This window comes from Kitasatospora purpeofusca, from assembly GCF_042691725.1.
GTDB lineage: Bacteria > Actinomycetota > Actinomycetes > Streptomycetales > Streptomycetaceae > Kitasatospora > Kitasatospora purpeofusca_B.
The window spans coordinates 5,818,813-5,832,472 of record NZ_CP170483.1; the positions used below are offsets into that span (position 1 = coordinate 5,818,813).

The 13,660-nt window shown below is 77.0% G+C and carries 13 protein-coding genes and 2 tRNA genes; 4 read left to right on the forward strand and 11 right to left on the reverse strand.

All coding sequences use genetic code 11. The annotated features are described in order from the left end of the window. Positions 1-39: 39 nt before the first annotated feature. The 6 genes from ACFCLZ_RS25150 to ACFCLZ_RS25175 form a co-directional block, all read right to left on the reverse strand. A tRNA-Lys gene (locus tag ACFCLZ_RS25150) sits at positions 40-113 on the reverse strand. Between the two features lie 101 nt (positions 114-214). Continuing rightward, positions 215-742 carry a bifunctional DNA primase/polymerase gene (locus tag ACFCLZ_RS25155; protein WP_380279474.1) on the reverse strand — a complete coding sequence of 176 codons (528 nt, stop codon included), beginning with the start codon at positions 740-742 and terminating at the stop codon, positions 215-217. A 144-nt stretch (positions 743-886) separates the two neighbouring features. Beyond that, positions 887-1,294 (reverse strand): hypothetical protein, encoded by a 408-nt coding sequence (locus ACFCLZ_RS25160; protein ID WP_380279476.1) that lies wholly within the window; start codon positions 1,292-1,294, stop codon positions 887-889. Between the two features lie 271 nt (positions 1,295-1,565). Further along, positions 1,566-2,936: an AAA family ATPase gene (locus tag ACFCLZ_RS25165; protein WP_380279478.1), complete on the reverse strand. Its 1,371-nt coding sequence runs from the start codon at positions 2,934-2,936 to the stop codon at positions 1,566-1,568. A gap of 8 nt (positions 2,937-2,944) precedes the next feature. Then, positions 2,945-4,591: a hypothetical protein gene (locus tag ACFCLZ_RS25170; RefSeq protein ID WP_380279480.1), complete on the reverse strand. Its 1,647-nt coding sequence runs from the start codon at positions 4,589-4,591 to the stop codon at positions 2,945-2,947. Beyond that, on the reverse strand, positions 4,588-5,862 hold the full coding sequence (locus ACFCLZ_RS25175; protein ID WP_380279482.1) for a hypothetical protein: 1,275 nt from the start codon (positions 5,860-5,862) through the stop codon (positions 4,588-4,590). The genes ACFCLZ_RS25170 and ACFCLZ_RS25175 overlap by 4 nt, the downstream gene beginning before the upstream one ends. 276 nt (positions 5,863-6,138) lie before the next feature. On the opposite strand from ACFCLZ_RS25175, the gene ACFCLZ_RS25180 reads away from it, so the two are divergent. Further along, positions 6,139-6,789, forward strand: coding sequence for a histidine phosphatase family protein (locus tag ACFCLZ_RS25180; protein WP_380279484.1), 651 nt, complete (start codon positions 6,139-6,141; stop codon positions 6,787-6,789). Positions 6,790-6,820: 31 nt separating this feature from the next. On the opposite strand, the gene ACFCLZ_RS25185 is transcribed toward ACFCLZ_RS25180, so the two are convergent. Then, the gene (locus tag ACFCLZ_RS25185) at positions 6,821-8,425 is read right to left on the reverse strand and encodes a tetratricopeptide repeat protein (protein WP_380279486.1); all 1,605 of its coding nucleotides are present in this window, start codon (positions 8,423-8,425) and stop codon (positions 6,821-6,823) included. 370 nt (positions 8,426-8,795) lie between these two features. Here ACFCLZ_RS25185 and ACFCLZ_RS25190 point away from each other — a divergent pair, with 370 nt between their 5' ends. From ACFCLZ_RS25190 to ACFCLZ_RS25200, 3 genes are all read left to right on the forward strand, one after another. After that, positions 8,796-9,296, forward strand: a complete 501-nt coding sequence (locus ACFCLZ_RS25190) for a hypothetical protein (RefSeq protein ID WP_380279488.1) — start codon at positions 8,796-8,798, stop codon at positions 9,294-9,296. A gap of 93 nt (positions 9,297-9,389) precedes the next feature. Next, positions 9,390-10,322: a spermidine synthase gene (locus ACFCLZ_RS25195; RefSeq protein WP_380279490.1), complete on the forward strand. Its 933-nt coding sequence runs from the start codon at positions 9,390-9,392 to the stop codon at positions 10,320-10,322. A 368-nt stretch (positions 10,323-10,690) separates the two neighbouring features. Then, a complete protein-coding gene (locus ACFCLZ_RS25200; protein ID WP_380279492.1) occupies positions 10,691-11,155 on the forward strand; it encodes a GNAT family N-acetyltransferase in 465 nt (154 codons plus the stop codon). A gap of 21 nt (positions 11,156-11,176) precedes the next feature. On the opposite strand, the gene ACFCLZ_RS25205 is transcribed toward ACFCLZ_RS25200, so the two are convergent. From ACFCLZ_RS25205 to orn, 4 genes are all read right to left on the reverse strand, one after another. After that, the gene (locus ACFCLZ_RS25205) at positions 11,177-12,079 is read right to left on the reverse strand and encodes a hypothetical protein (protein ID WP_380279494.1); all 903 of its coding nucleotides are present in this window, start codon (positions 12,077-12,079) and stop codon (positions 11,177-11,179) included. Between the two features lie 119 nt (positions 12,080-12,198). After that, a complete protein-coding gene (locus ACFCLZ_RS25210; RefSeq protein WP_380279496.1) occupies positions 12,199-12,645 on the reverse strand; it encodes a DUF4442 domain-containing protein in 447 nt (148 codons plus the stop codon). 179 nt (positions 12,646-12,824) lie between these two features. Continuing rightward, positions 12,825-12,900 (reverse strand) — tRNA-His (locus ACFCLZ_RS25215). 125 nt (positions 12,901-13,025) lie between these two features. Further along, the gene (gene orn / locus ACFCLZ_RS25220; protein WP_380279498.1) at positions 13,026-13,628 is read right to left on the reverse strand and encodes an oligoribonuclease; all 603 of its coding nucleotides are present in this window, start codon (positions 13,626-13,628) and stop codon (positions 13,026-13,028) included. Between the last annotated feature and the right edge of the window lie 32 nt (positions 13,629-13,660).

Below are 13,660 nucleotides of genomic sequence, written 5' to 3' on the forward strand. Positions count from 1 at the left end.
AAGGCCCCTCGCTCTCACGAGGGGCCTTCCGGCTGTCTGTGCGCCGCCAGGGACTCGAACCCCGGACCCGCTGATTAAGAGTCAGCTGCTCTAACCAACTGAGCTAGCGGCGCCTGCTGACAGAGAAGACTGTAGCAGCGGGGCGCGGTCGGGCCAAAATCGAATACCCGCACCTCCCGGGCCCCGGGCCGGCCCGGCCGCCGGCCCGGGCGGCTCAGCGCGCGTCGACGGGTTCGCGGGCCGCCCGGACGCAGGCCCACAGGACGACGGAGGCCCCCGGCAGCCACGGCTCCCGGCTCTCCGGGGCGACGATCCACCGCCCCGGCCCGTGCCCGGGCGTATCCGGGCCGCCCGCCGGCCGCTGCAAGGGCGGCACCGTCACCGTGTCGCCCTTGCCGTGGCAGAGCAGCGGCGGCACGTCCCGGGCCCACTCCTCCCAGGCCAGCAGCCGGCGCAGCCGGGGCGCCGCCCCCGGCTGCACGAACAGCAGCGTCCGCGCCCGGACGGCCGCCACCGGCCCGCAGCCGGGCCCGGAGGCCCACAGCTCGTCCAGGACCCGGCGGCCGAACAGCGCCGGCATGCTGATCACGTCGAAGGCCCGGCCGCAGGGCAGCACCGAGGGCGCCCACGGGCGGGACTCCCAGAGGGCGCGCATGCTGCGCGGGTACTCGCTGGCGGAGGCGAGCCAGGCCTCTCCGGCCACGGTCACGTGCTCCACCGACTGATAGGTCCAGATGTCCACGGACAGCAGAGTGGGGTGTCCGGGGCATGTCCGGGAGGGAAAGTGTGGTTCGCCGGACAGCGGGGCGGGCGGGGGCGTACCCTTCTGCTTCCTCCGGCATATGCCAGGGGCGACGGACCCGGGTCGCGGGCGTCCGGGGGCGGATCAGTCCTCGTGCCGCCGGGGCTGGAGCAGGGTGCGGCCGTACTCGATCATCTTGGCCGCGTAGTCCGGGGTCCAGTCCGCCCGGCCGGCGATCTCGGCCTCGGACAGCGCGTCGAACCGGCGCGGATCGGCCAGCTGCGCGGCCGCGACCGCCTGGAAGTCGGTGGCCCGCTCGGCGGCCGCCCGGAAGGCCAGTGCCAGCTCGGTGGAGCGGCGCAGCAGCTCGGCCGGGTCGTCGATCGACTCCAGGTCGAAGAAACGCTCCGGCTCCGGTTCGGCGGCCTGCGGCTCGAACAGCAGCTGCACCGGGCGCTGCCGCCGGCCGGACGCCGCACCGGCGCCCGCGCCGGGACCGGCCGCCGCGGCGGGGCCGCTCTGGTCGGACGCCTGCGCATGGGAGTCGGGCATGGACGGACACCTCCGGGTGCTCGATGGGGGCGGGCGGCGGCTGTGACGGGTCGGGCGCCGCCCGGTCGTGGGCCGCCGTCCATTGTCTCGCGGCGGTGGCCGGTAACGGAACGGTGCGCGTCCGGGCGCTATTCCCGACCGGCGCGCCGGGGGCGCGCACAGGCTGGGCCGGCCGGCCGCGCGCCGGCCCGGCCCGCCGCACGCCCGTGGGGCGCCCGTGGGGCGCTTCGCCCGGCGTCCCGCCCCGGCCCGGCGTTCCGCCCCGGCGTCGTCAGGGCCGGCCGAGCCGCACCCGGTGCCCGGACAGGTGGTGCAGCACCCGATGGTTGGCCTCCCAGCCGTCGGGGAACGCCACCGGAACGTTCAACTGCACCGGTTCGGTGGCCGGATGCTCGTCCAGCAGCTCCGCGATCCCGGCCCGGGCCACCACGATGCAGGCGTGCCGGTGCCGGGAGGCCAGCACGCAGAGCCGGCCGGTCTCCAGGTGGAACGCGGTCGCGTCCGGCCGCCCCGACAGCGGGTGCAGCACCACCGTGACGTCGTACTCGCGCCCCTGCAGCCGGTTCGCGGTGTCCACCGTCACCGCCGGTCCGGCCGTCGGGTCCACCGGCACCCCCGCCTTGACCAGCGCGGCCCGCACCGCCGCCGCCTGGTCGCGGTGCGCCGTGCCGACCGCCACCCGGTCCGCGGTGAGCGGGGCCGAGCCCTGCTCGGAGTGCGCCGTCAGCCCGCGGTCCAGCAGCCGGCGCACGGTGGCCGCGACGGCCGCCACCGCCTGCGGATCGGTGCGCACGGTGTGCCGGGCCGGCAGCTCCAGCAGCGCCCAGCCGTGCTCGGCCGCCCGGTCGATCGCCGCGTCCACCGCCGAGCCGTCCGGCCGCACCGAGGCGGTCAGCGAGCGGTCCTCGGGGCCGGTGCCCGAGCGGAACGGCGTGAACGGGTAGAACGCCCCCGAGATCAGCGGCGCCGCGCTGGCCGGCAGCCGCCAGGACACCGGCAGCCGGTGCGGCTCGATCTGCGGGTTGTGCGCGAGCAGGGTGACCACCGCGCTGCTCGACGGGTCGTACGACAGCCCCGCCCACTGCTCGGTGCCGACCACGGTGAACGGGTCCAGCTGGCCCGGGTCGCCGACGAACAGGGCCCGCTCGAACAGTCGGGCCACCGCCAGCAGCGCGTCCGACCGCATCTGGTACGCCTCGTCGACGATCGCGTGCCGCCACGGCTGCTCGGCCCGCACCCACTGCCACTTGGCCGAGGTGGAGATCACCACGTCCAGCTCGGCCAGCTCGGCGACCTTGTCCGAGGGTGTGACATTGGCGTGCCGCAGCACCTCCGGCCCCGGGCGGGCGTCGGCCGCGTGCAGTCGGCCGATCGTCAGCTCCGGCGCCTTGACGGCCAGTCGGTCGACCAGGTCGTCCACCTGGCCGTTGGTCTGGGCGACGATCATCAGCCGCTCACCGGCCCCGACCAGCTCCCGGGCGGCGCGCACCACCAGGGTGGACTTGCCGGCGCCGGGCGGCGAGTCCACCACCACGCCGCGCGGGGCGCCGGCGGCGGGCCGGACGGTCGCCTCCAGGATCCGCGCCACCGCGGCGTCGGCGGCCGCGCCGGGGGGCTGGCCGGTGGGCTGCTCGGTGCTCATCGGGCGGATCACTCCCAGTCCTCGGCGGCGCCGGCCACGACCGGCAGCACGGTGACGACGGCACCGGGCGGTCCGCCGTGCGTCCACGGCGTGTCGTCCGGGTCGGGCAGCGGCGCGGCCTGCCGGACCGTCAGTTCGAACAGCGTGAAGGTGACCCGCTCGCCCGGCTCGGGCAGGCTCCCCGGCTCGGGCTCCTTCTTGCGCCCCATGCCGGACAGCATCCGCACGGTGATGGTGCCCGCCTCCGGGTCGGCCGCCGCGATCACGGCCTTCTGCGCCGGGCCCGCCCCGGCCTCCGGCGCCGCCGGCTCCCGGACCCGGTGCACCTCCCGGCCCAGGTCGGCGTGCGGGCGGTCGTCGGTGCGCACCGTCACCAGCGGACGCGGCTTGGGGGAGCGGCCGGTGGTGTCGTAGTCCGGCACTACCTCGGTCACCACCCCGCTGAACGCCTCCCCGGCGAGCCGGTGCTCGGCCATCGCCAGCGGGTCGTCCAGCGCCTCCTGGACGTCCAGCCGGGTCTGCTCGCGCTCGCGCTGGGCGAGCTTGCGGGCGGCCGTCACGGCGTCGTCGAGCCGCGGCTGCGGCGGCTCGCCGGCCGCCAGCCGGTCCCGGTGGCCGGTGTACGACCAGCGGTCGCCGGTCCACCGCTCGGGCAGGTGGCCGGCCGGGGGCAGGGCGCGCAGCAGGTCCAGGCCGTGCCAGACGTCGTGCCAGGTGGGCAGCAGTTCCTCGGACAGGACGGCGCGCAGCCGGCCGACGGCGACCCGTACGGCCTCCCGGGCCGCCTCGGCGTCCCCGGCGCCGGTGGCGCCCGTAGCGCCCGTGCCGTCGGCCTCGCGCAGGGCCGCCGCGGCCGCGTCGTAGCGGGCGATCGCCGGGGCCAGCACCTTGGTGTCGAACACCGGGTCGGTGGTCGGACCGGCCGGCGGATGGACCAGCCGGCCGTCGGCGCCGCGCCCGGTCTCCGCCAGCTCGGCCGCCTCCGCGCCGGTCAGCCCCTGCGGCGGAGTGTGCCAGGCCAGCCGGGCGGCCAGGTGCTGGTCCTCCAGGTGGCTCTGGCCGGTGGCCCAGTGCCGGGCCAGCAGGCCGGTCATCGGCAGCAGCAGGCTGGAGCCGGGCACCATGGCGCGTTCGGCGAGGTGGGTGAGCCAGCGGCCGAGCAGCGGCACCCGGGCGGGCGCCGGGAACGGGCCCGGGTCCTCGTCCTCGGCGGTGCGGCGGAACCGGGTCGAGCGGCCGAGCAGCGCCAGATGCCGCACGCCCCCGCTGTTCGGCACGATCAGCTGCGGCGCGTCCGCGCACAGCTCGCGGACGACCGGGGTCTTCTCGCCGCTCTCCGGGTCCTTCTCGGAGCCCTCGATCAGCTCGACCTCGGCGCCGAAGGACTCCAGGTAGGGCAGCAGATCGGCGGCCAGGTCGGCCAGGAAGTCCGACCGCAGGGTGCGGTTGAGCGGCTGCGGCACGATGTGCAGCGTCGGCGCGTCCCGGTCGGTGCCCAGCAGCACGGCCAGCGGCGCGCCGTCCTCGCCGGCCGAGGTCAGCGGGACCAACACCAACGGGCGCTCGGACAGGTGCCGGTGGCGGACGGTGGCCAGCGGCTCGGCCCGGCCGCTGCGCACGGCCTCCAGCCGGGCCAGGGTGGACAGCAGGCTCACCGCTCGGCCCCCGCACCGGCCGGCGCGGGCCGGCCGAGCGCCTCGGCGCGCAGCGCGGCGGCGTAGGCCAGCCGGGCGGCGGCCTCGTCGGCCCCGTCGCCCTCGGCGTCCCCGTCGGCGTCCCCGTCGGCGGCCTCGGCGCCGGTCCGCGCGGCCCCGCCCGGGCCGGTGCGGGCCACGGTCAGCGCCTCGGTCACCGTGCGGATGCTGCCCAGCTCGCCCCGCACCCCCCGGCCGAGCTGCTCGACCCGGTCCCCGCAGCGGGCCTGGGCGCGGCAGTGGAAGCCGAGTTCGCAGGTGGAGAGGCAGTCCGGGCTGTAGGCGGCGGGCACCGCCCCGACCGTCTTGTCCAGCTCCTCGGCGGACCGGACGGGGGCGCCGTCCGGAGCGGGGGAGAGGTCCAGGTCCGCCCCCGGCGGCAGGAGCGCCAGCAGCCGCTCGATGCCGGTCATCCGGCTGAGCTGGCGGCGGGTGGTGGCCAGTTCCCGGCGCACGTCCACCGGCACGGCGGTCGGCCGGCTGCCGAAGTCCTCGGGGCAGACCAGCAGCACGCTGGTGCGGGGGCTGCCCGGCAGCCGCTGCTCGGCGTACGGGTCCGGGTCCACCGGCCGCCCGGCCAGCGCCGCGGCGGCCTCCTGGAGGGCCAGCACGTAGACGGCGGCCTGCCGGGCGGCGGCGCCCACCTTGCCCGGGTCCGCGCTGCCGTCCAGCACCGGGAAGGACTTGATCTCCACGACGGTGCAGCGGCCGCCGTGCACCACGACGGCGTCCGGCTCCAGGTAGGCGGTGGAGCCCGCCACGTCCAGCCGCAGCATCGGGTGGTCGAGGAGGGTCCAGGCGTGCTCCTCGGCGGCCGCCTCCGCGAGCGCGGCCGCCGTCCGGTCGGCCCGCACCGCCGGACCGGAGGAGCGGAGCAGGTCCGGCACGAGCAGCGGGCCGCCCTCGTCGGACAGGCCGAGCCGGCCGCGCAGCGGCTCCAGCAGCGCCGCGTAGCCGTTCTCCTTCAGCCGGGCCTCGAACACGACGCCGCGCGCCAGCGCGAACGGCGACCGGCCGAAGGGGGCGGGGCGGCCGAGCCGGGCGGCCAGCGCCGACTTGTCCACCCCGGCGGCGTCCAGCACGGCGCGGCGATGGCACCCCGGATTGGCGGCCAGGGCGGCGAGGGCTCGGGCGTTCAGACTGCGCTGCGGCGCCGGTCCGCGCAGCTCGGCGAGCCGCTGGGCGAGCGGCTCCGCCGGCCCGCGGAGCGGGGCGTTCGTCGAGACGTTCATGGTGCGGCCCAGTGTCGCATCCGGCTCCGACAATCCGCCCCGAACGGGCCGTTGGCGGCGCATCCGCAGGTACCGGACCCGTCCGGCCCGTCACCCGCCGTCCGTCACCCGCCGTCTGCCGCCCGCCGTCTGCCGCCCCGCCGCCCCGTCACCCGCCGCCCCGCCGCGGGAGCGGAGACCGGGATCGTGGCAGGCCCACCCGTGGGGGATCATGGAGTCCGGCGCTCGATGGCGAGGCCGACCGTCGACACCGCCCCGAGCGCGAGGAGCCTGCCCATGCCCGCCCGAATCCTGCTGGTCCGCCACGGTGAGACCGACTGGTCGGCCACCGGCCGCCACACCGGCCGCACCGACATCCCGCTGACCGAGGAGGGCCGGGCGATGGCCCTGGCGCTCGGCGAGCGGCTCGCCGCGGCGCCCTGGAACGGCCTGCCCGACGCCCTCGTCTACACCAGCCCGCTCGGCCGCGCCAAGGAGACCTGCGAGCTGGCCGGCTTCGGCGACCGGGCCGTGGAGCGCCCCGAACTCCTGGAGTGGGACTACGGCCGGTACGAGGGCCGCACCGGCGCCGACATCCGCGCCACCGACGAGCCCGGCTGGCTGATCTGGCGCGACGGCGTCCCCGGTGGCGAGAAGCTCTCCGACGTCGCCGCCCGGGTCGACGCGCTGCTCGCCGACCTCAACACCCGGCACGGCGTGCCGGACCCGGACACCACGGTCATGCACTGCGCCGACTGCGACGTCGTGCTGTTCGCCCACGGCCACCTGCTGCGCATCCTGACCGCCCGCTGGCTCGGCCTGCCGCCCGAGTACGCCCAGCGGTTCAAGCTCGGCACCGCCGCGCTCTGCGTCCTGTCCTGGGAGTACGGCGCGCCGGCCGTCGAGCTGTGGAACGACCAGGGCCACCTGGAGACCCTGCGCCGCTGACCCGCCGGGCGGCCGGCCGCCCGGCGCCCGCTCAGGCGGCCGTCGTCGCCGCGTCGTACTCCTCCAGGAACCGCCCCACCTCCGGCACCCGCCGGTGCTCGCACAGCCGCTGCGCGGTGTCCGCGAGCATGGAGCGGATCCGCGCCGAGCGGACGTCGCCGAACAGCGCGACGGCGGCCGACCCGTGCTCGGCCGCGCCCGCCAAGTCCCCCCGGCCGAGCCGGTCGTGGGCGAGTTCGGCGGTGTAGAGCACCCGGTTGCGGACGAAGTGCGGCTGCTGGAGCGCTATGGCCAGCCGGGCGTGCTCGCTGGCCCGGTCCCAGTCCCCGAGCGCGGACCAGCACTGGGCCTGGAGCCCGGCGAGCTCGGCCTCGCCGAAGAACGACATCCACTCCGGGTCGGCCGGGCAGGGGCCCTGCTCGAACAGCCGGCGGGCCCGGGTGATCGCCCGCTCGCAGGCGCCGCGGTCCCGCAGCAGCGCCCAGCCGCCGGCCTCGCGCATCGTGAGCAGGGCGAGCAGCCGGGGCGAGTCGAGGTGCCGGGCGGCGGACTGCCCGGCCTGGGCGGCGCGCAGCGCCTCGCGGGGGCGGCCGGCGTCCCGGGCGAGGAAGGCGCTGTTGGAGAAGACGTGCGCCTCCAGCGCGGAGTCGTCGGCCATCCGCGCGGTGGCCAGTGCCTCCGCGTAGTACGAGCGGGCGTCCCCGAGCCGGTTCGAGTCGTGGGCCAACCAGCCCACCGAGATGGCCAGTTCGCCGGCTCCGGCCTGGAGCCTGCGCTCGGTGTCGGTGGAGTACTCGCAGGCGTCGAGCAGGAGGTAGGCCTCCCGCAGGGAGCGGCCGGCCTGCTCGAACAGGGCGTCGGCGCCGTGCGCGTCGTCGGCCAGCCGGATGTCCCGGACGGCCTGCTCCACGCCGAGCGCCTCGGCCGCGCCGACCTTGCGGGGCGGCGGGACGGGGCCGGGGCGGCCGGGCAGGACGGTGCCGCCCGGCGCCGGGCGGGTGGCGGCCTCGCCGTGGGGGGCGGGGGCCGCGGCGGCCGGACCGGGCCGGTCGATGCCGATCACGGAGGCCAGTGCGGCAGGGCCGCCGGCCAGGAACGTACGGCGACGCACGTCGTCGTTCTCCTCGTCACAGGGGTGCGGTTCGTCGGGCCCCCCGGGCGCCGTCGCGAACCCCGGCACCGGAACCCCGACCGGTGGGGGTGGTTCCGCGTACGGCGAGGCAGCGTACGGGAGTTGGGTGGAGAGCGGCGAGCGCGGGGCGGGCAGGGGCGGGAACGGCGGATGGAGGGGCGGTGGCGCCCCGGCGCCCCGGTCGGGACCGCCCCGCGGTCCGCCGCCCCCGCCGTCGGGCGGCCGGCGGCGCACCGCGGTGCGGGGGACGAAGCCGAGGTCGGTGAGCGAGCGGTCCGGCCACATGTGCCGGAACACCCGCTCGTACGCGTAGTTGGGACAGCGGATCTCGCCGGACTCGACCCGCCCGACGTACCGGGCGTCGCAGGAGACGTGCTCGCCGATCTCGCGGGCCGCCCGGCGCACGACCACGGCGAACTCGCCCGGTGAGCGGTCGCCGCGCAGGGCGCGCATCGCGGTGTTGGGGGACGGGCGGTTCGGCTCGGCCGGTGGGGTGGCTGCCATGGTGCGCTCCGTGGTGGTGCGGGTGGCGGTGCGAGGGTCGGGCGGCGGTGGGACGGCGGGGACGCCCGGCCGCGGGTGGGTCCGATGGGGCCCGGTGGACGGCCGGGCGGCACGACAGTACCGGGAGTCACTGCACGGACACAGCGAGTTTGTGGACGATGTGCCACCAATTGCGGGCAAAACGGGCATAGTTGCCGGGATCTGCCATGAAATGCCATGCCTTGCTGTAAGGCGCCCCGTGGCCTGCCGCACGGGCCCGGCGTTGTCCTGGTACGTGGAAGCCCCCGCCGCCGTCCCCCGTCCGCTCCCCTGGCGGCACCCCCACCCGGGACGGCACGGCTTCCGGTACGACGAGGTGACAGGAGGGCCCATGCCGGCCACTGGAGTACCGCAGTTCCGCCGTCCGGCCGTCGGCGGGGTGCTCGACGGAGCGGCCCCCGCCCTGCTGCCCGAGTCGGCCGACGACCGCGGCCCCGGCCGGTCCCCGTCCGGCGGCGGCCTCGTCCGCCGTCCGCGCGCCGACGCGGACGCCGTCCTGGTCGCCACCTTCGACACCGTGACGGTCGCCCTGCGGCACGGCCTGGAGGCGGTCGACATCCTGCGGTTGCGCCGGGCCTGCGGCGCGGTGCTGCAGAGCCGCAACGGCGCCACCGTCTCCTTCCTCGTCCCGGTCGGCACCTCGGCGACCTGGCACCTGCCCGGCAGCTCCTGTACGGCCGGCGCCCAACTGCTGCCCGCCACCGACCCGCGCTGGGTGATGCCCCCGGCGGGCGCCGACTGCACCGCCCGCCCCACCGACCCCTGGGTCCTCCGCTCCGCCCTCTGCGAGGCCGCCTGCACCCTCACCGCGGGCGGCCTCGGCCCGTCCTGACCCCGGCCTGTCCTGCTCCGCCTCCGCCTCCGCCCTCGCTGAGCTGCGGGGCTGCTCCGGGGGCGCTTCCGGGCGGCGGCGATAATGGCGGGTATGGGACGAAGCAACCGAGCCGGCCGCACCGCGGACCGGGGCCGCACCGCCGCGGAGAGCGACCCGCCCGCCGCCACCGGCCCCGGCGGCCGCACCCACGCCCAGGGCCCGCTCACCCGCGCCGTCGACTCCGGCCTCGCCGAGCTCCGCCCCGACCGCGACCGCCCCGCCGCCTGGTCGCTGCTGATCGACGGCGCTCCCCAGTCCCTGGTCGACCTCGCCGACCCCACCCACCTGGGCTTCGAGTACCAGCGCCGGCTCGGCCACCTCGTCGACCTCGCCGCCCCGCCCGGCCGCCCGATCACCGTCCTGCACCTCGGCGGCGGCGCCCTCACCCTGGCCCGCTACGTCGCGGCCACCCGCCCGCGCTCGCGCCAGCAGGTCGCCGAGATCGACACCGCGCTCACCGAACTGGTCCGCGCCGAACTCCCGCTGGACCGCGGCTGGCAGGTCAAGGTGCGCGGCGCGGACGCCCGCGGCGTGCTGGAGCGCACCCCCGAGGGCACCGTCGACCTGGTGATCGCCGACGTCTTCTCCGGCGCCCGGGTGCCCGCCCACTGCACCACCGTCGAGTTCACCGCGCTGGCCGCCCGGGCCCTCGCCCCCGGCGGCCGGTACGCCGTCAACATCGCCGACGGCTCCGCGCTGCCGTTCGCCCGCTGCCAGGTGGCCACCCTCGGCGCGGTCTTCCCCGAACTCTGCCTGGTCGCCGACCCCGCGGTGCTGCGCGGCAAGCGCTTCGGCAACCTCGTCCTGGCCGCCGCGCACACCCCGCTCCCGCTGGCCGAACTGACCCGCCGGGTGGCCTCGGACGCCGCCCACGGCCGGGTCGAACACGGCCGCGCCCTGGTCGACTTCGCCGCCGGCGCCGCCCCGGCCACCGACGCCACCGCCGGCCCGTCCCCGGCCCCGCCCCCCGGGGTGTTCCGGTAGGGCGTGTCTGACCATTCCCGCCGGGCGTGCGACGCCATGGCACGCACGCCTCCAGCCCTCGGCCGGGAGGTACCCCCACGCCGCGTTGTCGTCGGTCGCCGATGGCCCCCAGCCTGGCGGCCGGGAGGTGCCCCCACCGCATGGACTCCGCCCCCAGCCTGGCGGCCGGGGGTGCCCCCACCTCCGCCTTGCGATGCACGCACCCATGGGGGCACCTCCCGGCCGGAGGCTGGGGGAGCCGCACGCCGATCCGACGCGAATGGTCAGACACGCCCTGGGCCGGTTTCCGCCGGGCCGACTTCCGCCGGGCCGATTTCCGGTGCACCATGTCCGGGTCCCGGACGACCCGACCAGGAGGAGCACCCGCCATGCTGATCCGACCGGCCCGGCCGAGCGAGGCGGCGGCGCTCAGCGCCCTGGCCCTGCGCTCCAAGGCGCACTGGGGCTACGACGCGGCGTTCATCGAGGCCTGCCGGGCCGAACTCACCCTCGACCCGGACCGGATCGGGCCCGACCGCACGGCCGTCGCGGAGGAGGACGGCCGGGTGCTGGGCTTCGTCACCCTCGCCGGGGCGCCCCCGGAGGGCGAACTGGGCATGCTCTTCGTCGAACCGGCCGTCATCGGCCGCGGCGTCGGCCGCCGCCTGATGGGGCACCTGCGAGCCGAGGCCGCGGCCCTCGGCTTCGAGCGCATCACCGTCGACGCCGACCCGAACGCCGAACCCTTCTACCTGGCCATGGGCGCCGTCCGCACCGGCACGACCCCCTCCGGATCCGTCCCCGGGCGCGAACTGCCGCTGCTCACCCTCCACGTGCCCACCCCCGACTCGTGACCCCCGCCCGGCCGGGGCCGCTCAGTGGCCCTTCGGCAGGCCCCGGTGCTTGTACATCGCGGCGCCGGTCAGCAGCAGCCCGGCCGTGATCGGGGCGAGGACGGCGGTCGCGGTGCCCGCGGTGTCGTGGGCGACGGTGACGGCGGCCGTCCTGGTCGCGGTCCCGGCGGGCCGGGCCGGCGGGCCGGGCGCCGGAACGCCGGGCGCGGCGGCCGCGCGGTCCCGGCCGTCCGTCGGTCCGCTGCCGCCGCCCGCCGGGGCCGGATTCCCGGCCGCGGGACGCTCGGGCCGGTCCTGCGGGGCGGGCGCCGGGGGCGGGGCGGCGGGGCCGTGCGGGGAGCCGCCCGGCCGGTCCGGCCGGGTGGTGTCGGCGGGCCGGGCGGAGGAGCCCGACGGCCCGTCGGGCGTCTCGACGCCGGCCGCCCGCACCTCGGCGGGGCGGAGCTGGGCGGGCACGGTGTCCAACAGCCCGGAGGCGATCGCGAACGCGTCCGGCACGGCGGCCCGCTGCCCCGGCAGGGGGAGGCCGCCGGCCCTGATCCGGTCCTGGAGCGCCCGGCCGATCGAGCCGGTCGCGGCGTCCAGCCCCGGCACGAGGACACCTGCCGCGACCTCCGGTACGGCGTCGGTGAGCCCGTCGAGCAGCCCGTCGGACGGGCCCGGCCCGGTCCGCTCCGCCGGGTCGTCGGACGCCGCCGCGCCGCCGGTCAGAGCCCGGCCGACGGTCCGGCCGACCGGCTCCGGGAGTGGTTCGGCGCCGGCCGCGCAGGCGGCGGGAGCGCCGAACCCCCAGAGCTGCGCGAGGAGCGCCCAGCCCGCCGCGACGGCCCGCGGCCGGGACAGCCACCGCCGGGCCGCGCGCCACCCGCCGCCGACGGTCCGTCGGGCGGGTTCCGGGCCCCTGGTCGCGTGTTTGGCTCGCACGTGAATCGAGAACGAGCGGGCGGACCGTGAGGACACGGCCGCCGTCACGGACAGTCATCGCGGTGGGTCATCGCGGACGGTCGGCGCGGACCTGCGAGGTGCTCCCGCGCCGTGCCCGCTCAGGAGTTGGGGCGCAGCGTCCAGAGGACCGTCATGACGCCGGTCACCGCACCGTCGGCGCGGGTGATCTCGACGGTCACCGGGAACTCCGGGCGCTCACCCTTGTCGAGCTCGGCGACGATGTCGGCGGCCGGCCGGCCGAGCACGGCGGTGGCCGTGACGGCGCCCATGGCGAGCTTCTTGTAGGCGATCTCGGCGCTCACCGCCAGCGGCACCGCGCGCGACAGCTGGTCGCCGAAGGCGCCCAGCACGATGCAGCCGCTGGCCGACTCGGCGAGGGTGAACATCGCGCCGGCGTGCGGGCCGCCCACGTGGTTGTGGTACTCGGGCTGGTCGGGCAGCCGCAGCACGGCGCGCTCCGGGGTGGTCTCCAGGTACTCGAGCTTGAGCGTCCGGGCCATCGGGACGGTGGAGTCGAGGAGCTGGCCGATCGAAGGAGTGGTCATGGCGGCAACGTTACTAGCCGGTAGCTTCCGGCGGCAGGGCCGCGACCGGGGAAAAGGAATGAGACGCGGGCCACGGCGTGACGCACAGCACACCATTGGCGCCCGGCCGCCGCCGATCTGAGGGAACGCGAAAAAGCCCGAGGGGCCGGTTCCTTGACGAAACCGGCCCCTCGGGGCGATGGGGTGAGTGACGGGACTCGAACCCGCGGCCACCTGGACCACAACCAGGTGCTCTACCAACTGAGCTACACCCACCATCTGTCCAGACCGTTCCCGCTCTTCGGCGTTCCCGTTCCGACAGGAAGAACTCTACAGGATCCGGAAGGGTGCTCGCGCCAGGGTTTCGTTCCCCCGCGCGAGCACCTCCGTCGCCTCCGGGCTCAGTCCGTCGGCGCCTGGTACTTCTCCGCGATCGCGCGCGCGGTGTCGGTGTCCGGGCCGGGCTGCGGGACGAACACCGCCTCGCGGTAGTAGCGCAGTTCGTCGATGCTCTCGCGGATGTCGGCGAGCGCCCGGTGGTTCCCGCCCTTCTGCGGGCTGTTGTAGTACGCCTTCGGGTACCAGCGCCGGGCCAGCTCCTTGATCGAGGAGACGTCCACGATCCGGTAGTGCAGGTGGTTCTCCAGCGCGGGCATGTCCCGGCTCAGGAACCCGCGGTCGGTGGCCACCGAGTTCCCGCACAGCGGCGTGCGGCCGGCCTCCGGCACGTGCTCGCGCACGTACGCCAGGACCAGCGCCTCCGCCTCGGCCAGGGTGACCCCGTGCTCCAGCTCCTCCAGCAGCCCGGAGGAGGTGTGCATCGCCCGCACCACCTCGGGCATGTTCGCCAGCGCCTCGGCGGGCGGGCGGATGATGACGTCCACACCCTCGCCGAGGATGTTCAGCTCCGAGTCCGTCACCAGTGCCGCGACCTCGACCAGGGCGTCCCGGTCGAGGTCGAGGCCTGTCATTTCACAGTCGATCCATACCAAACGGTCATTCACGCCACTCACCCTACGGCGCGATCACGCGCCGC

Coding starts and splice junctions, on each gene's coding strand:
- ACFCLZ_RS25195 (WP_380279490.1), top strand. CDS start 9,390: ATGGGACGAAGCAACCGAGCCGGCCGCACCGCGGACCGGGGCCGCACC.
- ACFCLZ_RS25210 (WP_380279496.1), bottom strand. CDS start 12,645: ATGACCACTCCTTCGATCGGCCAGCTCCTCGACTCCACCGTCCCGATG.
- ACFCLZ_RS25180 (WP_380279484.1), top strand. CDS start 6,139: ATGCCCGCCCGAATCCTGCTGGTCCGCCACGGTGAGACCGACTGGTCG.
- ACFCLZ_RS25165 (WP_380279478.1), bottom strand. CDS start 2,936: ATGAGCACCGAGCAGCCCACCGGCCAGCCCCCCGGCGCGGCCGCCGAC.
- ACFCLZ_RS25190 (WP_380279488.1), top strand. CDS start 8,796: ATGCCGGCCACTGGAGTACCGCAGTTCCGCCGTCCGGCCGTCGGCGGG.
- ACFCLZ_RS25175 (WP_380279482.1), bottom strand. CDS start 5,862: ATGAACGTCTCGACGAACGCCCCGCTCCGCGGGCCGGCGGAGCCGCTC.
- ACFCLZ_RS25200 (WP_380279492.1), top strand. CDS start 10,691: ATGCTGATCCGACCGGCCCGGCCGAGCGAGGCGGCGGCGCTCAGCGCC.
- ACFCLZ_RS25160 (WP_380279476.1), bottom strand. CDS start 1,294: ATGCCCGACTCCCATGCGCAGGCGTCCGACCAGAGCGGCCCCGCCGCG.
- ACFCLZ_RS25185 (WP_380279486.1), bottom strand. CDS start 8,425: ATGGCAGCCACCCCACCGGCCGAGCCGAACCGCCCGTCCCCCAACACC.